This is a genomic window from Paenarthrobacter sp. YAF11_1 (genome assembly GCF_052113445.1).
Classification (GTDB): domain Bacteria; phylum Actinomycetota; class Actinomycetes; order Actinomycetales; family Micrococcaceae; genus Arthrobacter.
Genome location: NZ_JBFRDF010000014.1, coordinates 142606 through 163318, shown reverse-complemented (window position 1 = coordinate 163318; position 20713 = coordinate 142606). Strand labels below are relative to the sequence as shown.

At 64.0% G+C, this 20713-nt stretch carries 16 protein-coding genes; 13 read left to right on the top strand and 3 right to left on the bottom strand.

Translation table 11 applies throughout. The features are described from left to right. Positions 1–63: 63 nt before the first annotated feature. On the top strand, positions 64–462 hold the full coding sequence (locus AB4Y77_RS19260) for a winged helix-turn-helix transcriptional regulator (RefSeq protein ID WP_442015031.1): 399 nt from the start codon (positions 64–66) through the stop codon (positions 460–462). A 48-nt stretch (positions 463–510) separates the two neighbouring features. Here AB4Y77_RS19260 and AB4Y77_RS19255 read toward each other — a convergent pair whose 3' ends face one another. Both AB4Y77_RS19255 and AB4Y77_RS19250 read right to left on the bottom strand, forming a co-directional pair. Further along, positions 511–1212 carry an ABC transporter ATP-binding protein gene (locus tag AB4Y77_RS19255; protein WP_442015030.1) on the bottom strand — a complete coding sequence of 234 codons (702 nt, stop codon included), beginning with the start codon at positions 1210–1212 and terminating at the stop codon, positions 511–513. 24 nt (positions 1213–1236) lie between these two features. Further along, positions 1237–2316: an ABC transporter permease gene (locus tag AB4Y77_RS19250; RefSeq protein WP_442015029.1), complete on the bottom strand. Its 1080-nt coding sequence runs from the start codon at positions 2314–2316 to the stop codon at positions 1237–1239. Between the two features lie 195 nt (positions 2317–2511). On the opposite strand from AB4Y77_RS19250, the gene AB4Y77_RS19245 reads away from it, so the two are divergent. The 7 genes from AB4Y77_RS19245 to AB4Y77_RS19215 all read left to right on the top strand — a co-directional run bounded on the left by AB4Y77_RS19245 (position 2512) and on the right by AB4Y77_RS19215 (position 14432). Next, positions 2512–3789, top strand: a complete 1278-nt coding sequence (locus AB4Y77_RS19245; RefSeq protein WP_442015028.1) for a sensor histidine kinase — start codon at positions 2512–2514, stop codon at positions 3787–3789. Continuing rightward, positions 3786–4442, top strand: a complete 657-nt coding sequence (locus tag AB4Y77_RS19240) for a response regulator transcription factor (protein ID WP_311212502.1) — start codon at positions 3786–3788, stop codon at positions 4440–4442. The genes AB4Y77_RS19245 and AB4Y77_RS19240 overlap by 4 nt, the downstream gene beginning before the upstream one ends. A 182-nt stretch (positions 4443–4624) precedes the next feature. Next, a complete protein-coding gene (locus AB4Y77_RS19235) occupies positions 4625–8470 on the top strand; it encodes an NPCBM/NEW2 domain-containing protein (protein ID WP_442015027.1) in 3846 nt (1281 codons plus the stop codon). Between the two features lie 106 nt (positions 8471–8576). Then, positions 8577–10562, top strand: coding sequence for a penicillin-binding transpeptidase domain-containing protein (locus AB4Y77_RS19230; protein WP_311212500.1), 1986 nt, complete (start codon positions 8577–8579; stop codon positions 10560–10562). 87 nt (positions 10563–10649) lie between these two features. Further along, on the top strand, positions 10650–12332 hold the full coding sequence (locus AB4Y77_RS19225; protein ID WP_089597051.1) for an ABC-F family ATP-binding cassette domain-containing protein: 1683 nt from the start codon (positions 10650–10652) through the stop codon (positions 12330–12332). 148 nt (positions 12333–12480) lie between these two features. Further along, positions 12481–13248, top strand: coding sequence for a DeoR/GlpR family DNA-binding transcription regulator (locus AB4Y77_RS19220; protein WP_311212499.1), 768 nt, complete (start codon positions 12481–12483; stop codon positions 13246–13248). Further along, a complete protein-coding gene (locus tag AB4Y77_RS19215; RefSeq protein WP_311212498.1) occupies positions 13245–14432 on the top strand; it encodes an MFS transporter in 1188 nt (395 codons plus the stop codon). The genes AB4Y77_RS19220 and AB4Y77_RS19215 overlap by 4 nt, the downstream gene beginning before the upstream one ends. Here the strand turns inward: AB4Y77_RS19215 and AB4Y77_RS19210 are convergent. Next, positions 14377–15081: a phosphatase PAP2 family protein gene (locus AB4Y77_RS19210; protein WP_442015026.1), complete on the bottom strand. Its 705-nt coding sequence runs from the start codon at positions 15079–15081 to the stop codon at positions 14377–14379. The genes AB4Y77_RS19215 and AB4Y77_RS19210 overlap by 56 nt on opposite strands. Before the next feature lie 76 nt (positions 15082–15157). Here AB4Y77_RS19210 and AB4Y77_RS19205 point away from each other — a divergent pair, with 76 nt between their 5' ends. From AB4Y77_RS19205 to AB4Y77_RS19185, 5 genes are all read left to right on the top strand, one after another. Further along, positions 15158–16660, top strand: a complete 1503-nt coding sequence (locus AB4Y77_RS19205) for a bifunctional phosphatase PAP2/diacylglycerol kinase family protein (RefSeq protein WP_442015025.1) — start codon at positions 15158–15160, stop codon at positions 16658–16660. A 147-nt stretch (positions 16661–16807) separates the two neighbouring features. Beyond that, positions 16808–17752 (top strand): ABC transporter ATP-binding protein, encoded by a 945-nt coding sequence (locus AB4Y77_RS19200; RefSeq protein WP_442015024.1) that lies wholly within the window; start codon positions 16808–16810, stop codon positions 17750–17752. Positions 17753–17754: 2 nt separating this feature from the next. After that, a complete protein-coding gene (locus AB4Y77_RS19195) occupies positions 17755–18606 on the top strand; it encodes an ABC transporter permease (protein WP_442015023.1) in 852 nt (283 codons plus the stop codon). Positions 18607–18632: 26 nt separating this feature from the next. Beyond that, complete coding sequence (locus AB4Y77_RS19190) at positions 18633–19922, top strand: sensor histidine kinase (RefSeq protein WP_311212493.1); 1290 nt, start codon at positions 18633–18635, stop codon at positions 19920–19922. Then, positions 19919–20611: a response regulator transcription factor gene (locus AB4Y77_RS19185; protein WP_311212492.1), complete on the top strand. Its 693-nt coding sequence runs from the start codon at positions 19919–19921 to the stop codon at positions 20609–20611. The genes AB4Y77_RS19190 and AB4Y77_RS19185 overlap by 4 nt, the downstream gene beginning before the upstream one ends. Positions 20612–20713 lie beyond the last annotated feature (102 nt).

Genomic DNA, 20713 nt, shown 5'->3' with positions numbered 1-20713 from the left:
TCCTTGCAATAAGACAACGGTATCCATTGGATACTGATAGCTTCAAAGGAACTGAGTTACCTCGTGGATACTAATGACCTTGCCGGCAACGTCCTGGACCCCAACTGCCCGTCGCGGGTGGTTTTTCAGCGCATCGGCGATAAGTGGGCGTCTTTGGTGATTCAGGTACTCGGGGACGGGCCGGTCCGTTTTTCGGAACTTCGCAAAATGGTCAACGTCGTAACTCCGAAGGTCCTGACCCAAACCTTGCGCACCTTGGAGCGCGACGGCCTGATTACACGGACCGTCTACGCACAGGTACCGCCACGTGTTGAGTATGAGCTGACGGCCCTGGGCGAATCACTGCTGCAGCCGCTGACCATGCTGCGCCAGTGGGCGGAGAGCCACGTCCCCAGCATTCTCGAGGCCCGCGACGCCTACGACGACGCCCAGGACGATGCCCTCCTCGGCTCACCCAACTGAGTCGCAGGTAAGCGCGTTTTGACGGCTCAGAACGCGCTCTGCTGCGACCTAGTTGGGCTGCGCAGCGGGGACCAACGCGGGGCTGATCCGTCCGTCGCGCATGGTGGCGACTGCATCCGTGAGGGGCAGGAACTCGGTGTCGTGCGTGACCATGACAGTAGCCGTGGAGAACTCATCCGTCACCCGCCGCAGCAGCCGGACGATCGACTCACTGCGTTCATGGTCAAGGGCCGCGGTTGGTTCGTCCACCAGCAGGACGGTGGGGTTGCCCATGAGCGCCCGGGCAATGTTCACCCGTTGTCGCTGTCCCCCTGACAGCTGGTGGGGCCTTTTGTGCGCCGCTGCGGACAGGCCCACAACGTCCAGCAGCCCTTCGGCCGTGCGGCGGGCTTCCTTCAACGGATTGCCCCGCACGTGCTCGCGGATCAGCAACTGCTCGACGGCGGTCAGCGAGGGAAGCAGGTTTGGCTGCTGGAAGATGATGCCCACCTTGTCCCGGCGAAGCGCCGTGCGGTCGGCCTCCTTGAGGGCGGAGACGTCTTGACCATCGATCACCACCAGCCCGCTACTGGGTTTGACCAGAGTGGCCGCTACTGCGAGCAAGGATGATTTTCCGGATCCGGAGGGACCCACCAGGGACAGGAACCCACCCCTGCTGACGGTGAGGTTGACGGCGTCCAGAGCCTTCAGGACGGAGCCACCATCCGGGTACTCAAGCGAGACGTTGACGAGGTTCAGTGCGTGTGTCACGGTGTATGCCTTTCAGGGAATGTATTAGTTGCCGCCGAGGGCGAGCAGTGGATCCACGGAGGTGACTTTGCGGACCGCGAGAACCGCGCCTGCCAACCCCAGCACAACGATTCCCACCACGGGGACCAGGCTTGTCAGGGGAGTAATCAGGAAGGGAGCGGCCTGGGCGGCGAAGACTCCCCCGGCCAGGCCAATGGCACCACCCACGGCTGCGCCCGCCAGCAGCACCATGGCGGCTTGGGCCAAGGCGTCCTTGAGAACGTACCCCGAGGATGCGCCCAAAGCCTTGAGTACGGCGATATCGCGGGTCCGCTGCACGGTCCAGACCGTCAGGAAGGCAATGATCACCAGTGCGGAGATGCCGTAAAGAAATGCCTGCATCAGCATGAGTGAGCCGTTCTCGCTCTTATACGAGGAAAGTGCCTGGAACGAACCCACGGGATCCGTGCTCACCGTGCCGGCCGCCGCGTTGGCGGCGTCGAAGTCCAAGGGGGTCCCGGCGTCGTGCGTTACGGCGAGAACGGTAGCAGTACCCGGGGCCGCGTGCGCGATGGTCCGCCAGGAATCAAGGGTGGTCCAGATGACGCCGGTGTGCGAGTACCACTGGTCCTCCACAACGTCGGCCACGGCCAGCTCCGTGCCCCCAACGCTGACACGACTGCCGGGAGTCAGGGACAGATCCTTGGCCAGGGATTCGCCGATGATGACGCTCCCGTCCTTCACAGTGGCTGGGGCGGGCCCACCGCCAAAGACCGCAACGTTCGCGGTGCCGCCAGGGGCACCGGCATCGTCCAGGGACTGGAACCGGCTTTGGCTGATCCCCAGTGCTTGCGTTGACGTGACGCCCGGCTGTTCCCGCCAGGCTTCGAGTTGTGTCGTGGACACCTCAGACTCGGTGTACGACGCCTTCGGCTCACCGCCTGCGGGGGCGCCAAACACGATTTGCTGCACGGGCAGCGTCGCAATGGCCGACGTCGACTGGTTGCCCAGGCCTGCCGTCAGCCCGGACAGCATGACGAGGAGCAAGGTGATCAGGGCGACCACGCTGCCCATGAGCGCGAAGCGGCCCTTGGCAAAACGGATGTCGCGGATGGCGAGAAACATCAGAATCCTTTGCTTGATTGCGGGCTTGATCCCGGTACTTACAACCATTCCGGTGATGGTGCCCCGGCACATCGGGAGCCGGATGGATCAGCCGGCGACGAGAGGTTGGGATGGCGATCATCCGAATGGTTGATTCACGCGTAGGGACGTCGAATACGGAGCCTGCGCGGACTTGCCGGGGATACGCTGGGAGGCATGCAGTCCACCGGCGCCGCCACCATCCTTCGCGTGCTGCGGGTGTCCCTGCACGTCGGCTTCGCGGTGCTGCTGCTGGTGGCGGTTGTTCGCTTGCTGACCGGAGTTGGAACGTCCGGGGCGCCATCGCCGGTGGCCGTGGCGGCGGGGCTGGGGTTATCTGCCTTGCTGGCCTTGGTGTATCTCGCTGGCACAATCCTTGAGAAGCGCCACGCCGCCGAGGCCTCCCGTTTCAACCCCACGCCGTATGCGCGGTGGTGGTTGGCCGTGGTCATGCTGCTCTGGTTGCTGCTCCTGCTGGTCAGCGGGGACTTCGCCTGGGTGGCCTTTCCCCTGTTCTTCCTGCTGCTCCACCTGCTCCCCCGGAGGCTTGCCCTCCCTGCCATCGCGCTGAGCACGGCGCTGCTGGTGGGTGCTCTGTGGTTCCATAGCCGGGGATCGGCAGGCGGCGGATTGCAACTGGCCATGGTCCTGGGGCCGGTGTTTGGGGCCGTCTTCGCAGTGGTCACCGGGCTGGCCTACCGGGCGCTGTTCCTGGAAGCCGAGAACCAGCGAACCGTTGCCGACGATCTCCGGCGGACGCGCGCCGAACTTGCGCAAACCCAGCACGACGCCGGCACGCTGGCTGAGCGTGAACGGCTGGCCCGCGAAATACACGACACCCTGGCCCAGGGATTCTCCAGCATCATCTTGATGGGCAGGTCCGCTGAGAAAGCCTTGGGTGACGGGGATCCACAGGCGGCCAAGGAGCGGCTCAGGATTGTCCAGGACACGGCGTCCACCAATCTTGCGGAGGCGCGGAGTTTTGTCCGGGGCCTGCGGTCGCCCGATCTGGAGCAGTCCGGCCTGGTGGAGACCCTGCGCAGGCTCTGCGGGAAGACCGAGACCGAAGCCGCTGCCAGGGGGACAGCCCTTCGATGCCGGTTCCAGCTGGTGGGGACGCCCGTTGAACTTCCGAACACGTACCAGACCACCCTGCTCCGGGCCGCCCAGGCTTCCCTCGCGAACGTGTGGGCACACGCCCACGCACGTGCCGCCGTCGTGACCTTGTCCTTTCTGGGCACTGAGGTGACCTTGGACGTTTTCGACGACGGCGTGGGTTTTGAGCCGTCGACGGCGGACGGTACAGCGCGTGGTGACGGCACCGGTGTCGGACTCGCAAGTTTGCGTGAGCGGCTGGCCGCGCTGGAAGGCAGCCTGGAGATTGAATCGGCGCCTGGCGAAGGAACAGTGGTGGCCGTCCGTGTGCCGCTGCCGGCGGATGATGGTGTGTCATGAGCGAAATCCGGGTCTTGTTGGTGGATGACCATCCCGTGGTCAGGGCCGGGCTCCGCGCCATGCTGGCGGACTTCCCGGGCGTCACGGTAGTTGCTGAGGCGTCCGACGGCGACGCGGCGCTGGCTGAGTTGGGCAAGCTCCACGCACTCGGGGAGCCGGTGGATCTTGTGCTCATGGACCTGCAGATGGGCAGTGGCATGGACGGGGTCACGGCCACCGGGAAAATCAAGGCAGGAGAGGCCGGAACTCCCCCGCCGCCAGTGCTGATTCTGACCACGTACGACACCGATGCCGATATCCTTGCGGCAGTGGAAGCGGGTGCCAGCGGCTACATGCTCAAGGACGCTCCGCCCGAACAGATCCGTCAGGCTGTGTTGTCTGCGGCCGCCGGTCAAACTGCGCTGGCACCTGAGGTTGCGGCACGTCTTATGGGCCGCATCCGGAATCCAGCCCCGACGTTGAGCGCCCGCGAAGTCCAACTGCTGGAGCTGCTCGCCACGGGGATGAGCAACAGGGCCATGGCCAAGCAACTCTTCATTTCCGAGGCCACCGTGAAGACACATTTGGTGCATATCTACTCGAAGCTCGGGGTGGATAACCGCACGGCCGCCATTGCAGTGGCAACGCAGCGCAGGATCATCCGCGGGCGCTGAATTCACCCAACTGAGTCGCATTTCAGGTCGTTCCGAGCGCTCAAAACGGCTTTAACTGCGACTTAGTTGGGTAGGTCAATTTTGGTGAAACGGTTGACCTTTGGGCATTTTGCAGTGACGATTAGTGCACGTTTCGCTATGAGTTAGATCATAAAGAGTCACTCGTCGAAAGTTGGCCCCACATGTCCGCACCCTCCTTGGGTCTGTCCGGAGTTGTCCCCAACAGCTCCGGACGCACCACCAAAGGTTCGTTAGCCAGGAAGGCCGCTGCACTCGGCCTCGCCTCATTACTCCTCGCGGGAGCCATTCCCGCACTGTCCTTCGCTGCAGCGAACGCCGCCCCCGGCGATCCCGCGTCGATCAAAACCGTCACCCCCGAAGTACCTGTCGATGCCGCCGGAGTACCACTCGGGGCGGTGACGGGCTTTACCCAGTCCGGCAACATCGTGAACCTTTCCACCGAAAAGGGCGCCATCCGCGTCACGTTCCTGGACGACGGCAACTTCCGCCTGGAAGCTGACCCCAGCGGAACCTTCACGGATCCCGCCAACACGGACCAAGGCGACCCGGCCAGGACCGCCAACATCGTGGTGGGCAAGGACAAGTTCCCAGGCGTCACGCCTGCTGTCACTGACGGTGAATGGCTGGTCCTGAAGACCGCAAAGATCAGCGTTGGGATCAACAAGGCCACCACGCAACTCCGGGTCGTCCGGGCTGACGGTTCACTGGTCCTGGAGGAATCCGCACCCATGACCTTCGGAGCCAACTCCGCCACCCAGCACCTCGCCCAACAGGACGGCGAGCAGTTCATCGGCGGCGGCATGCAGAACGGCCGCTCCGTGCACACCGGCGCCCTGATCAACATCGCGAAAAACTTTGACTGGGACGACGACGGCTACCCCAACGCCGTGCCGTACTACATGTCCTCCAACGGCTATGGCGTCCTGCGCGACACATTTGCCCGCGGCTCCTACAACTTCGGCGGCCAGCCCACCACCACGCATGAGGAAAAGCGCTTTGACGCCTACTACTTCGTGGGCGACTACAAGCAGTCGTTGGGTGCTTACACCACGCTGACCGGGAAGCCGATGATGCCTCCGGTCTACGCTCTGGAATACGGCGATGCCGACTGCTACAACCGCTCCAATCCGGGCTATTCGTCCTCCGGCTATGGCGATCCCGACGGCGCCAAGCAGCGCACGCCGGACGCCATCAAGACCGCGCGGAAGTTCGTCGAGAACGACATGCCGGCCGGCTGGATGCTGGTCAACGACGGTTACGGCTGCGAGTACCAGCAACTCCCGGAAACCGTCAGCAACATCGAGGAAGAAACCGACCTCAAAGTTGGCCTCTGGACCCAGCGCTCCTTGACCAACCAGGAGTATGAAGTGGGCGAAGCCGGCGTCCGGCTGCGGAAGCTCGACGTCGCCTGGGTGGGCCAGGGTTACCGCCAAGCACTCACCGGGTGCGAAGCTGCGCACGGCGGGATCGAGCAATACTCCAACGCCCGCGGCACCTCGCTGATGGTGGAAGGTTGGGCCGGCTCCCAGCGTTGCGGCATGCAGTGGACGGGTGATCATTCAGGAAACCTCGACGCCGTCCGCTGGCAGGTCTCTGCCCTCACCGGTGCCGGCAACTCAGGTCTGGCGTTCACCACCGGCGACGTTGATGGCATCTTCGGCGGATCCGCCGAGTCCTACGTCCGTGACCTTCAGTGGAAAGCTTTTGCCCCGGCGCTCTACTCCATGTCCGGCTGGGCCGCCACGGACAAGCGTCCGTGGCTCTACGGCGACGAAGCCACGGCCATCAACCGCCAGTACCTCCAGCTCCGCCAGCAATTGATGCCCTTCATCTACACGCTGGCTCAGGAATCCTCCACCACCGGCGTTTCGATGATGCGCTCCATGGCCCTCGAGTTCCCTGACCAGCAGTGGTCCTACGGGGCCGAGGCCAACAACCAGTTCATGCTCGGCTCCGATTTCCTGGTGGCTCCGGTCTTTACCCAGACCGATGTCCGCAACGGCATCTTCCTTCCGGAAGGCCAGCAGTGGGTGGATTACTGGACGGGCAAGCTCTACCAGGGCGGTCAGATCCTCAACGGCTACAACGCGCCGCTGGACAAGCTTCCGGTCTTCGTTCGTGCAGGCGCGGTGATCCCACAAGGCATCGTGGCCCGCAATGCTTCCTTGGTTCCCGAAGATTCCATGATCACTTTGGATGTCTACGCCAAGGGCCAGGACACGTTCACTCTCTACGAGGACGACAAGGTCACCCGCGAATTCAAGGACGGCAAGGCATCCAGCCAGGTCTTCACCGTGGATGCTCCCGGTACGGGCAACAGCAGCGTGAAGGTCTCCATCGGAGAGCGGAAGGGCGACTACACGGGCAAGGCAGCAGCCCGTCCCTACGAGCTCAAGGTTCACGCGGGCGCAGCACCCAAGGATGTGAAGATCGGCGGCACCAAGCTCGCCCAACACTCCACCCAGGCCGCCTATGCTGCAGCAACCACGGGCTGGTACTTCGACGAAGCCAACAACGGCACCATCTGGGTGAAGACGGGCTCCCTCGCCTCCAACCAGTCGGCCACCGTGCAACTCCAGCAGGCCGGACCACTGGGCGGCAAGAGCCAGGAGGACACCGCGGCTGAAGTTCGGGTGACCACCGGCGAGCAGGTCTTCCAGGACCAGGAAACCACTGTCACTGCGGCGTTCGTGAACACCGGAACCAAGGCAAAGACCAACGTGGTCCTGACGCCGGTGCTCCCTGAAGGCTGGACCGTGGTCTCTTCTTCAGGCGCCACTGCCGCCAAGGTCGACGGCGGTGCCACAACCACGGCAACGTTCGTCATCAAACCCGGCTCCAGCGCGAAGGCGGGCCAACAGACCGTGCGGGTTTCGGCGTCGTACGCTGCCTCCGGCTCAACCCAGTCGGTGACCGGCGGGAACCAGATCTACGTCGCCTACGGTTCCCTGGCAGCGGCGTACAACACCGTCTCGGTGACCACCGTTGCGGGCAAGGCCCTCGGAAACTTCGACGGCGGAGGGGCCACCTTCGCTGCCGAGCAGCTGGCCGCCGCTACGGTTCCGGCAGGCGGTGTCCGCCCGGGGAGCCCGGTAACGGTAGACGCCGGAAAGCCTACGCAGGTGGACTACACCTGGCCTTCCGTTGGACCGGACGTACCCAACTCCGTGGCACTCTCTGCCCAGACCATCGCCGTCACGGGCAAGGGAACGCACCTGGCCGTCCTCGGATCTGCCGCGGTGGGCAACGGCACCAGCCCCACCCTGACCCTGACATATGCCGATGGGAGCATGGAAAAGCAGTCCATCTTCTTCCCCAACTGGCTGCAGCCCTCCGTGCTGAACGGCGCTGTCCTGGCCGTGTCCGAACAGGGTCGCAACAACGCCAACGGTCCGTCACCGGAATACACGCAGTACAAGTATCAGGCGTTCTCCAACACCGTCCGGTTGAACCCCACCAAGGAACTGGCATCCGTCACGTTGCCGACAGACACCCGGGTGAAGTTCTTCGATTGGAAAGTGACCTCACAGCCCTTGCCGAATGTGCCGGTGGGCTCCGTGTACGCCTCCGAAACCCCGTGGGTCCAGGCCTTGAACGGTTACGGCGTGATCGGCAAGAACGTGGCCAACAAGGACGCCGCGTCGTCCCCGGACAAGCCGCTGGCCATCAATTACACGGACCCCGTAACCGGGCAGCAGCCCGTGTTCGCCAAGGGTCTGGGGGTCCACGCTGCCTCGAAGATCACGTACTACCTCGGCGGCAGGTGCACCTCGTTTACCTCGCAGGTGGGCCTTGAGAGCGGCTTCGGTGGCAACATCATCTTCAAGGTCAATGCCGACGGCGTGAACAAGTACCAGTCGCGCACCTACACCCCCGGGTTCGCTCCTGAGTCGGTGTCTGTTGACCTGACGGGCGCGGCCTACGTGGAACTGGTGGTGGACCCTTCCGGTTCCGTCAACGGCGCGCACGGTGTCTGGGGTGATGCAAAGTTCACCTGCGCTCCGTAATTTGATGTTCCTGACAGCCGTCGCTTGCCGCCTCTTCCCGGGGCTGGCTGGCGGCGGCTGTCCGCTTCCCGGGCACGACAAGAAACTGTCAGGGGAACGGGGCATAATGTGCCAAATGGGGAAACTGAAAATGCAGCAGGGTTTTGTCCTTGGTCTCGTAGCGCTCGTGATGGCTGGTTCACTGACGGCCTGCGACGACGGTCGCGCCGGTGCGGAGGGAGCAGCCAAGCAGTTCGCCTCCTCCCTGGCAGCGCTCGACGTCGGTTCGCTCGCCGTGGAGGGCAAGGACGCTGCCGCGGCCAACGATGAACTCAAAGCCGTCTTCGAGGGCTTGGGCGCGAAGCCGTCGGTTGCCTCCGGGGACGTGAAGCTGGACGGCGACACCGCAACTTTCCCCCTTAACTACAGCTGGAACATTGGCTCGGCCAAGTGGGAGTACAGCTCCGACGCCACGCTGAAGAAGTCGGGTGACAAATGGGCCGTTCAGTGGAGCCCTGCCCTGCTTGCGCCGCAACTCTCCGACGGCGAGACGTTGTCCGTCAAGACCGTTGCCGCCCAGCGCGGCCAGATCCTCGGCGCTGGGGACGCCCCCATTGTTGAGGACCGCCCAGTATTCCGGGTAGGCGTCGACAAAACCAAGGTTCCCGCTGAACAAGCGGACGCTTCTGCCCGTGCCATGGCGGCTTTGCTCGGCTTGGATGCCGAAGAGTATGCCAAGCAGGTGGCTGCCTCCGGACCACAGGCATTTGTGGAGGGATTGGTCCTCCGCGCTTACACCGCTGACATCACTGAGGCCAAGATCAAGGCCATTCCCGGTGGCGTCAGCATCCTGGACTCCATGGCATTGGCACCCACACGCACGTTTGCCCGCGCCTTGCTGGGGAGCGTCGGCCAAGCCAACGCGGAGCAGATCGAGAAATCCAATGGCGCCCTGCGCGCCGGCGACACCACGGGAACCGGCGGACTGCAGCAAAAGTACGACACCCTGCTGCGTGGCAAAGACGGCGTTGAGGTAGTGGCCACCCCCGCTGAAAAGACCGACGGCGAAACCCCCGGCACCAAGGTGTTCTTCTCGTCCCTTCCCTCGCCCGGCACCACGCTCAAGACCACCCTGGACCTGAAGCTTCAGCAGTTGGCCGAGGAAACGTTGGCTGGAATCGAACCGGCTTCCGCCATCGTGGCCCTCAGGCCCTCCACAGGTGCCGTTCTGGCTGCAGCGTCCGGACCCGGAAGTAACGGCTACAACACTGCACTCCTGGGACAGTACGCACCCGGATCCACCTTCAAGATGGTTGATTCGCTGGCGATGTTCCGCAACGGTGCCACTCCGGATTCCAAGGTGGAGTGCCCGTCAACGCTCGTAGTGGACGGCCGCACCTTCAAGAACGCCGAAGGCTACCCCGAAACATCACTGGGCTCCGTCGCCCTGAGGGACGCGTTTGCGCACTCCTGCAACACTGCCTTCATCAACGCCCGCGAAACCGTCAGCCAGGACCAACTTGAATCCGCTGCCCAGGCTTTGGGCGTGGCCGTTGAAGCCCCCAAGCTGGGCGCGGATGCTTTCCTTGGATCGGTTCCCGGGGCTGCAGAAGGAACCGAGCACGCCGCGTCCATGATCGGCCAGGGCAAGGTCCTCTTCTCGCCGCTCTCGGCCGCTGTCATGGCCGCTTCCGTCGCCAACGGAGCCCCGGTTTCACCGCAGCTCGTCCTGAATGCCGACGCCGCGCAGGACCCCAGCGGTGCTGCGGCCCCGGAAAGCGGCTCGGCCCCGCCGTCGTCCGCTTCCGCAACGGCAAGCGCTGCACCGGCGTCCACGACGCCGATCACCAAGGAAGAGGCCGCTTCGCTGGCCGACATGATGCGCGCCGTGGTCACGTCCGGGCACGCAGGGTTCCTGGCCGAGGTGCCCGGCGCGCCCGTGGGAGCCAAGACCGGGACCGCGGAATTCGGCAACGACAACCCACCCAAGACCCACGCCTGGATCGTGGCGACCCACGGGGACCTGGCAGTCGCAGTCTTTGTTGAAGACGGCGGGCTGGGAGCCACCACCAGCGGGCCGTTGTTGAAGTCGTTCCTGACTGCGGCGGGCTGATACCGCAGGGTTCCGGCGTAGGGGAAGTTCCGCCGTCGAGCGTTAATACCGTCGAGCGTTAATACCGTGCCGTGGGAGGATTGAAACGTGGCCCATATTGACGTTTCCGGCATCGACTACTTCCTCTCCGACGGCACCCAGCTGCTCAACGGGGTGACCTTCAAGGTCCCCGACGGCACCAAGACGGCGCTGATCGGACCGAACGGAACAGGCAAGACGACACTGTTCAAGATCATCTCCGGGGACCTCACACCGGACGAAGGTGTTGTGGGCCGTTCAGGGAACATGGGCATCATGCGGCAGTTCGTGGGCCAGGTTCGTGACGAATCAACCGTCCGCGACCTCCTCGTTTCCACGGCCCAGGCCGGCCTCGCGGCTGCTGCCAAGGCGGTGGAGGACGCGGAGCTGGCCATGATGGAGCACGACGACGAGCCCACCCAGATGAAATATGCCCAGGCGATCGTGGACTGGGGCGATGCCGGCGGGTACGACGTCGAGACCGTCTGGGACGAAGTCTGCATGGCCGCCTTGGGGATTTCCTTCGACAAGGCGCAGTTCCGCCGCGCTTCGACGCTGTCCGGCGGCGAGCAGAAGCGTTTGGTGCTGGAAGCCCTGTTTGCCGGCCCGGATGAGCTGCTGCTCCTGGACGAACCGGACAACTACTTGGATGTGCCCGGCAAGCGTTGGCTGGAGGGGAAGCTCAACGAGTCCAAGAAGACCGTGCTGTTCATCAGCCACGACCGTGAACTGCTGAACAATGCAGCGGGTCGCATCGTGACGCTCGAGCCGGGCATCAACGGCGCCTCAGCGTGGATCCACGGCGGCGGGTTCGGATCCTACGTGGAGGCACGCGCGGACCGTAACGCCCGGTTCGAGGAACTCCGCAAGCGCTGGGACGAGGAGCACGTGAAGCTCAAGGAACTCGTGAACATGTATAAGAACAAGGCCGCTTTCCGCTCCGACATGGCCAACCGGTATCAAGCTGCGCAAACCCGCCTCGCAAAGTTCCTGGAAGCCGGGCCGCCCGAGGCCTTGCCGATCGAGCAGAACGTCAAGATGCGCCTCAAGGGTGGGCGAACGGCCAAGCGTGCCGTAGTAGCGGAGAAGCTCGAACTGACCGGACTCATGAAGCCGTTCTCCACGGAGATCTGGTTCGGTGACCGCGTAGGCGTGCTCGGCTCCAACGGTTCCGGCAAGAGCCACTTCCTGCGGCTCCTTGCCACCGGCGGCACCGATCCGGAGCGCGAGCACCTGCCCGTGTCCGACGTCGTTATTGCTGAAGTGCCGCACGAAGGAACCGTGAAGCTTGGGGCCCGCATCCGGCCCGGATTCTTTGCGCAGACGCATGTCCGGCCTGATCTGTTGGGAAGGACACTGCTGGAGATCCTGCATCGCGGCGACGAGCACCGTTCCGGACTCGCCCGCGAGGCTGCGGCCGGCGCCCTGGATTCGTACGGCTTGGCCGGTCAGTCCGAGCAGAAGTACGAGTCCTTGTCAGGTGGCCAACAGGCCCGCTTCCAGATCCTGCTGCTGCAGCTGTCCGGCGCCACCCTGTTGCTGCTGGACGAGCCAACCGACAACCTTGACCTGCACTCCGGTGAGGCCTTGGAGCGTGCCATCGACTCCTTCGAAGGCACCGTCCTTGCGGTCACGCACGACCGCTGGTTCGCCAAGTCCTTTGACCGGTTCATGATCTTCGGCTCCGACGGCAAGGTCTACGAATCCGAGGAACCCGTCTGGGATGAGAAGCGCGTCGAGCGCGCCCGATAACGCTCACTCACCTACCGTCGGTTTTCCGCGAACGCTCTTGCACTTGCTGCAGGAGCGTTTCGCTTTAAGCCATGGGATGTGAGAGAGGGTTGGTGCGCAAATGATCATCAATGGTGATTAAATGCGCAGTCCTTGCTACCGTTGAAGCATGGGAACTGCTGACCGCCACCGGCTCATTGGCGAGCTGCTGCGCACCCGCGAACAAGCCACCGTGGATGAACTCGTGGACGCCACGGGAGCATCGGGTGCCACGATTCGTCGTGACCTTGAGATCCTTGCTGCCAACGGCGTGCTGAAGCGTGTCCACGGCGGGGCCCGCAGCTTGCTGGCGCGCGGAGACAACCCCGGGTACGGGCAGCGCGAGCTGGAAGACCACCAGGCCAAGACCCGCATAGCGGAGGCTGTTGCCGGACTCATCAACGACCGCGAGCATGTGTGGCTGGACAGCGGATCCACCGCCACGGAGATCGCGCGCCGGTTGGGCGCCCGGGATCTCACGGTGATGCCCATGTCCCTTCACGGCGTTGAGGCCCTGACAGGGCCACAATCCGGCAGGACTCCCCAGCTCATCCTCCCCGGCGGCAGCCTCATCCCGGGCGAGCAGTCGTTCCGGGGACCCATGGCCGAAGCCAACATCCGCTCGCTCAGGTTCGACACCGCCGTCGTGACCCCGTGCGCACTTAACCTCAAAGACGGCCTCCTTGCCCACGACCTTGATGATGCGGCCGTGAAACGCGCCGGCCTGGAATCCGCAGCGCGGGTGATCGTGGCCTCCGCAGGCAGCAAATGGAATGCCAGCGCAGTAGCTTTGGTCGCAGCCATGGACGCCGTGGACGTGATCGTGACCGACCAAAAACCATCCCCCGAAGATCTTGCCCGGCTCAATAAACTCTCCGTGGAAGTTGTGATTGCATGACCACCAACACCAGAAGCACCACCAACGTCAATGCCGCGGCGGTGGCGACGTTCCTGATCTTCGGCATGAACGGGCTGGTGTTCGCCAGCTGGGCTGCACGCATCCCGGCAGTGACGGAGGCGCTCAGCCTGACCTCCGGCCAGATGGGCACCTTGCTGCTGTGCACCGCCGTCGGGTCCTTGCTGGCGCTGCCGTCGGCCGGTTGGGTGGTGGGCAGGATCGGCACGGCCAATACGGTGCGTGTGGCGGGCATCGTGGCGGGAGCTGCGGGCGCAGGAATTGCCTTCTCGCTGATGGCGGCTTCCGTTCCGGGCACAGCGGTAGCTCTGTTCTTCTTCGGCATCGGCATCGGATTGTGGGATGTCGCCCAGAATATTGAAGGCGCCGACGTTGAGCACCGGCTCAAGCGCACCATCATGCCGCAGTTCCACGCCGCTTTCTCCGGCGGAGCTTTCCTTGGCGCCCTGATCGGTGCCGGCCTTTCGCAGCTTGGCGTCGGCCTGCCACAACACTTGCTGGTTATCGCAGCCATTGCGGTGGTCCTGGCGCTGACGGTTCCCCGATACTTCCTGCCGCACGAGGCCGCAGAAGTCCACGACGACGGCGCTCCGGTTGCGAAGGGACCTTCGGCTTGGCGGGATGGCAGGACGCTGTTGATCGGCGTCGTAGTCCTGGGTGCCACACTGACCGAAGGCGCGGGCAACGACTGGATCGCGAAGGCTGCTGTGGATGGGCTTGGCGCCTCGGAATCCACGGGTGCGCTGCTGTTCGCGCTCTTCGTCCTGGCGATGACCATCATGCGGTTCTTCGGTGGCAAAGCGATCGACAGGTTTGGCCGCGTGAGCGTGCTGCGGGCCAGCATGGCGGCAGCCGCCGTGGGCCTGGCGTTGTTTGTCTTCGCGGGAAACGTCATTCTGGCCGGCATTGGTGCGGCATTGTGGGGCATCGGCGCGGCGCTGGCCTTCCCCATGGGCATGTCAGCCGCCGCGGACGACCCCAAGCATGCCGCGGCACGGGTTTCGGTGGTTTCCACCATCGGCTACGTCGCCTTCCTGGCGGGTCCGCCGCTCTTGGGCTATTTGGGCGACCACACAGGAATCCACCTGGCTTTGCTGGCCATCGGAGCGCCTATTCTGCTCGCTCTCCTGCTTGCAGGCGTCGCGAAGCCTTTGCCGCCCAAATAGTCCGGCCGTCAGCCAATTCATTCTCCTTGACGCATATATCCCGGAATCGCCACCACATGATCAGGACGATTCCGGCAGCAAGGCAGGCACCGCCAAGGACATCGCTCAGCCAATGAGCCGAGAGGTAGGTGCGGCTCAGCATCATGGCCAGGACACCCATGGCGGCCACTAAAGTCATCCACCAGCGTCCCAGCAGGATGGCCAGGACCATGAGGAACGCAGTGGTTGCCGATACATGCCCTGAGGGGTATGAGCCGGTATCGGTCAGGACCTGGGCACCCTGGGGCCTGTCCCGACCCACCACGGCTTTGGCCAGCTGCGTGAGGGCCAGGGCGGTGATTCCGGAGGTGGCAGCAAAGACTGCTCCCAAGGGCCGTTGCCAGATCAGGAGCGCAACGGCGAGGATTACGTGGAAAACCAGGATCCCCGCGTAGCCCGCCCAATTAAGTAAAGCATTCACGCCGTCCCAAAAGGGTGACTGCAAAGTAAAGGTGAAGGCCTGCCATGAGGTGTCAACGCCGTTGAACGCAGGCTCGCCCTGTCCAGCCAGGATCATGATGCCCGGCACCACGAAGGCACAGAGCAGCAGCACGGACGGGACAAGCAGTTGCCACCCGGGCCGTTGACGGGGAAGCAGGACACGAATCATCCATTCATCGTAGCCACGGCAGGCGGATGGCATGGGCTGCCCCTCGGCGGGGTTGTGCAGGCGTTACTGTGAAGTAATGCGAGGCTTCGTGGGCAAGGCCCCCAGACGAGTTGCAGGATTCGACCACTTCCTGGTCCGGGCTGTCTCCAGGCAGCCCCAAGGTGACCACGATGTCTTCTTCAGGAGGCTTTCGTCCGCGGCCACCAAGGGAAAGCTCTGGTTCGGGATTGCGGGAATCATGTCCGCGTTCCCCGGAAAGCCGCGCAGGGCGGCCCTTCATGGCGTGTTGGCTTTGGGCGTTGCTTCAGGCGTCACCAACGTCATCTTTAAGCGGGCACTCCCCCGGCGGCGCCCGCTTCCTGAACACCTGCCGCTGTTTCGCTTCGTCAATCCGCAACCCACCAGTTCTTCCATGCCATCAGGGCATTCTGCGTCCGCGGTAGCTTTCGCTGTGGGCGCCGGGATGGTTTCGCCGGCGCTCGGCGCAGTGCTGGCACCCATTGCCGCCGGTGTGGCCTATTCCCGCGTTCATACGGGAGCTCATTGGCCCTCTGATGTGGTCTTCGGTTCTGCCTTGGGGGCAGGCGCGGCGCTACTGACGCGCAGTTGGTGGCCCGCCCGGCCCGCCGAGCCAACGCCCCGCCGAACGCCTGCGGAGGCGCCCGCAATCGCCGACGGCGAGGGGCTGAGTATTGCGGTCAACGTCCTGGGTGGGTCCTACTCCCCAGAAACCGCGGAGCTTCTCACGGTCATATTCCCTAAAGCGCATATACACGAGATTGCAGAGGGGGACGACGTCGCCGCGGAAATTGATGCGGCTGCCGCCCGGCCCGGGACCGTTGCCCTGGGCGTGTGGGGCGGTGACGGAACGGTTGGCACCGCCGCCGCGGCCGCCGTCGAACATTCACTGCCGCTGCTGGTACTGCCCGGCGGAACCCTCAACCACTTTGCCCGTGACGTGGGCACCAGCTCGATCGATGACGCCATCGAGGCGGTGACCAAGGGGCAGGCGGCCTCCGTTGACATGGGCCATGTAGTGGTGCAGCGTGGCTTGCCCGAGACGCCGGAAACCACGGAGTTGGCCATGTTGAACACCGCCAGCGTAGGCGTGTATCCCAACCTGGTTCGTCGCCGCGAACGACTGCAGCCGGCTATGGGTAAGCCGCTGGCCAGCGTGGTGGCATCGCTGCGCACCTTCGGGGTGAACTCGCCCACCACGCTCACCGTGGATGGGGTGAAACACAAGCTCTGGATCCTTTACATGGGCAGGGGCAGGTTCTATCCCAGCGACCATGCACCCCTCCGCAGGCCCGTGCTTGATGACGGTGTGTTTGACCTGCGCATGATCACGGCGGACGAGCCGTTCGCCCGGGCGCGGCTGTTGTGGGCCGTCATCACCGGCACTGTGGCAGCGTCCAAGGTTACCCACCTGACCGAGGCCACCACCATCACCGTCGAGGCGATCGGACAGCCCCTGGTCCTGGCAGTGGACGGCGAGCCGAAGCCCGGGGTCCGCAGTGCCACCTTTACCGTGAAACCACGCAAACTTCGCGTGTACTCGCCGCTCCCGGCCGGCTGAACCGGAGCGGGTCATCCGCGAGGACTACCCTGACTGAACCCTGAATCATCCCTGAGACCGGCGATTAACGTCCCCTCCATGAGTAGCGTGGTGAGTACATTCAAAACTCATCCGCACAGTCATGTGCTCCGAGGAGGGAACGCTTCCATGATCGAAGCAAAAGGCCTGACCAAGGTCTACGGCGAGAAGACCGCCGTCGGCGGTGTCAGTTTCACTGTCCAGGCCGGACGCGTGACCGGCTTCCTGGGCCCGAACGGTGCCGGCAAGTCCACCACCATGCGCATGATCATGGGGCTGGACGCTCCGTCGTCGGGCTCTGTGACGGTGAACGGTGAACCTTTCGCCCAGCACAAAGCACCGCTCCGCGAAATCGGCGCCCTCCTGGACGCCAAGGCAGTCCATACGAGCCGCACCGCCTACAACCACCTGCTCGCCATGGCAGCGACGCACAGCATCCCCAAGAGCAGGGTCCGCGAAGTCATCGAAATGACCGGCCTGGGCGATGTCGCAAAGAAGAAGGTCAAGGGATTCTCGCTCGGAATGGGTCAGCGCCTCGGCATTGCCGCTGCGCTGCTGGGCGATCCGCAGACCATCATTCTTGATGAGCCCGTCAACGGCCTGGATCCTGAAGGCGTGGTGTGGGTCCGCAACCTCGTGAAGTACCTGGCCTCCGAGGGCCGCACGGTCTTCCTTTCCAGCCACCTCATGAGCGAGATGGCACTGACGGCAGACCACCTGATCGTGATCGGCCGCGGCAAGATCATTGCCGATGCGCCCATCGCCGAGATCATTACCGGCAAAGGCCAGGCACGGACCCGTGTCCGCACTGACCAGCCGGAACGCCTCATGCAACTCCTGGCCGGTACCGGGGTTTCCGTGGAGGTCCACGAACGCGAGCTCCTCGAGGTGTCCGGACTGGACCCCCGGGGCATCGCCAGGACCGCCCTGGAAAACCAAGTCATGGTGTACGAGCTCACCCCGCTCCAGGCAAGCCTGGAAGAGGCGTACATGGAACTGACCAAGGACGAGGTGGAATACCACTCGCACATCACCACCGGGGCCACGGTTCCCGCCCAGGCCGGAGGGAAATAGACATGAGCACCACCACTATGGACCGCAAGTCCATCCGTAACTCCGTCGGTCCGGGACCGGCATTCCACCGCGTGCTGAACTCGGAATTCATCAAGTTCCGCACCCTGATGTCCACGCTGATCCTGCTGGCTTCCACCGCGATTGTCATGGTTGGCTTCGCGGCCCTCGCAGCATGGGGGACGGGAAGTTTCGCAGAGCAGGCAGCGCAGGATCCCGAAGCCGCAGCAGCAATCGCCGCGCAGGGTGGGGACCTCGCCGTCAGCATTCCTACCTCGGGAATCTCGTTCGCGCAGCTCATTCTTGGTTCCCTGGGCGTCCTGCTCATGAGCTCCGAGTTCACCACGGGCATGGCACGCTCCACTTTTGCCGCCGTACCCAAGCGGCTTACGCCTTTCGTGGCCAAGCTCATCGTTGTAGTCGTGAGCGCCTTCCTCCTCACGGCCGTCTCCACCTACATTGCGGGCCTCGTTTCGCTGCCGATCGTGGATAACTACGGTCTCAAGCTGGATCTTGGCAGCTCCCAGTCCATCAAGCTGCTGCTGGTCAACAGCATCTACGTTGCTGCCGTGGCCGCTATTGGCATGGCACTCGGAACCATCGTCCGCAACTCTGCAGGCGGCATCATGAGCCTGGTCGGCATCTTCTTCGTCCTGCCGATCGCTTTCCAGCTCATCCCCGGCGACTTCTTCAAGGAAGCCAGCAAGTACCTGCCCACCAGCACGCTCAGCCCGCTGACCGCCGTCGAGCACGTCCCGGAAACGCTGGAAGCCTGGCAGGCCGCGCTGGTCTTGGGTGCCTGGGTTGTTGTACCGGTTGCACTGGCGATGATCCTGCTGAAGAAGCGGGACGTCTAGGACGGGTTGCCGTCTAGGCTCAATCCATGACTGAAGCTCCACAGGTGAAGGACGCGTCCGCCGCTACGGTGGACGCGTCCTTCGCTGAAATCACCCAGCGCCGCAGGGGCCGTATCCGGCGCTACTTCTACAAGCGCCCGCGTGCCATGGACGCTGTGGTGGTCCTCTGCTACGTGCTCCTGGCCCTGCCCACCATCATCACCTCCATCACTGAAGGCAAGTGGCTGGTGGTGGCACTGCTGCTGATGATCGCGGCCGTGCTGACGTTCAGGCGCCGGTACCCGCTTCAGGTGGTCGCCGCCGTCGTCCTTCTCGAGGTTGCGGCCACCATCCTGAACCCGTGGGGTTCCAACGTCTCAGCGGGCCTGTGGTTTGCGCTGTACGCCGTGGCATCCATCAGGAAGCGCAGCCTTGCTTTGGTGGTGTTTGTTGCCGCCAGCCTGCCCCTGAGCCTGCTTTACCTGTTCATGTGGACGAGTCCCGCGGGCATGGACACGTTGCAGGAGGTCCCGGAGAATTTCCACCTGATCAACAACATCGCCACGGCGGTGACCATTATGTTGTCCAACCTCCTGGCCACCGGCATCGGCATCTCCGTCCGCCAGCGGCGGGAGCATGAGGCCGAGATCGCCGCATGGGCGGCCCGCACCACCCACCTCGGCAAAGTGACCGAGCGGAACAGGATCGCTCGCGAGATGCACGACGTCGTGGCACATTCCCTGACGGTGATGATCAGCCTGTCGGACGGTGCTGCCGTGGTGGTCAAGAAGAATCCAGAGCGCGCCGGCGAGGTCCTGGGCGAATTGTCCCGGACCGGCAGGGCCGCCTTGGCCGACATGCGCCGCGTGCTGGGCGTCCTTCGCGACGACTCCGGGCGGCCTGCGCCGCTCACGCCCCTGGAATCCGGTCACAACCTCTCCAAACTCCTGGATGGCTTCCGGACCGCGGGCCTGCCTCTGCATTATGCGCACTCAGGTCCCGGATTACCGGCCGATCCCGCCTTTGAACTCACCGTCTACCGGATTGTGCAGGAGTCGCTGACCAATGTCCTGCGGTACGGCCGCTCGCTGAGCCGCGTTGACGTCCAGGTGGCCCGCGACGCCGACCTGGTCACCATTGACGTGCACGACGACGGCCGCGGAACCTTGGAGGGTGGCAGCGAACCCGTGGGCAGCCTGGGCACCGGGCAGGGCATCGCGGGAATGAATGAACGCGCCGGAATCTATGCTGGAATCGTTACTGCCGGTCCCAGTAAAAGGGGAGGCTGGGCAGTTCACGCCGAGCTCCGCTGGGCCGGCGACAAGGGGGAATCATGACAGAAGACATCATCAAAGTGCTGCTCGTGGATGATCAGCCACTGCTTCGGATGGGCTTCCGGCTCATCCTGGAAGGCGAGGACGACTTCCATGTAGTCGGTGAGGCCTCCGATGGCGTCGAAGCCGTACGCCAGGTGGAAGCACTCGCGCCGGATGTGGTCCTCATGGACGTGCGGATGCCCACCATGGACGGGATTGAGGCGACGCGCCGGATCTCGGACTCCGGGTCCGAGGCACGGGTCATCATCCTCACCACCTTTGACCTCGATGAGTACGCCTTCACCGGTTTGCAGGCCGGCGCCTCCGCTTTCCTGCTCAAAGACGTTGCCCCCTCGGAACTGGTCCACGCTGTCCGCCTCGTGGCCAGCGGCGATGCTGTGGTGGCTCCCCGGGTGACGCAGCGGCTCCTGGAGACGTACGTTCGTGGCGGAGCAGTACCCGGGCAGTCACCAACTCCCCACCGGGACCCGTTGCTGGACGATCTCACGCCACGCGAAACCGAGATCCTCACCACCATCGCCGAGGGCCTGTCCAACGCGGAGATCGCCCACAAATTCTTCCTCTCCGAGGCGACCGTGAAGACCCACGTCCGCCGGATCCTGAGCAAACTCCAGTTGCGGGACCGGGTGCAGGTGGTGGTTTACGCCTACGAGACCGGGCTTGTGGTGCCGAGCAACCCGGACTACTGAGTAGGGAAAACGCCCCGGGGACTTGTGGAAGTATCATTTCTTCGTGGGCCTTTCGGCCGAGGCAGGGGCTGTTGTTCCTGCAGGGGTAGGTGGAAAGGGACA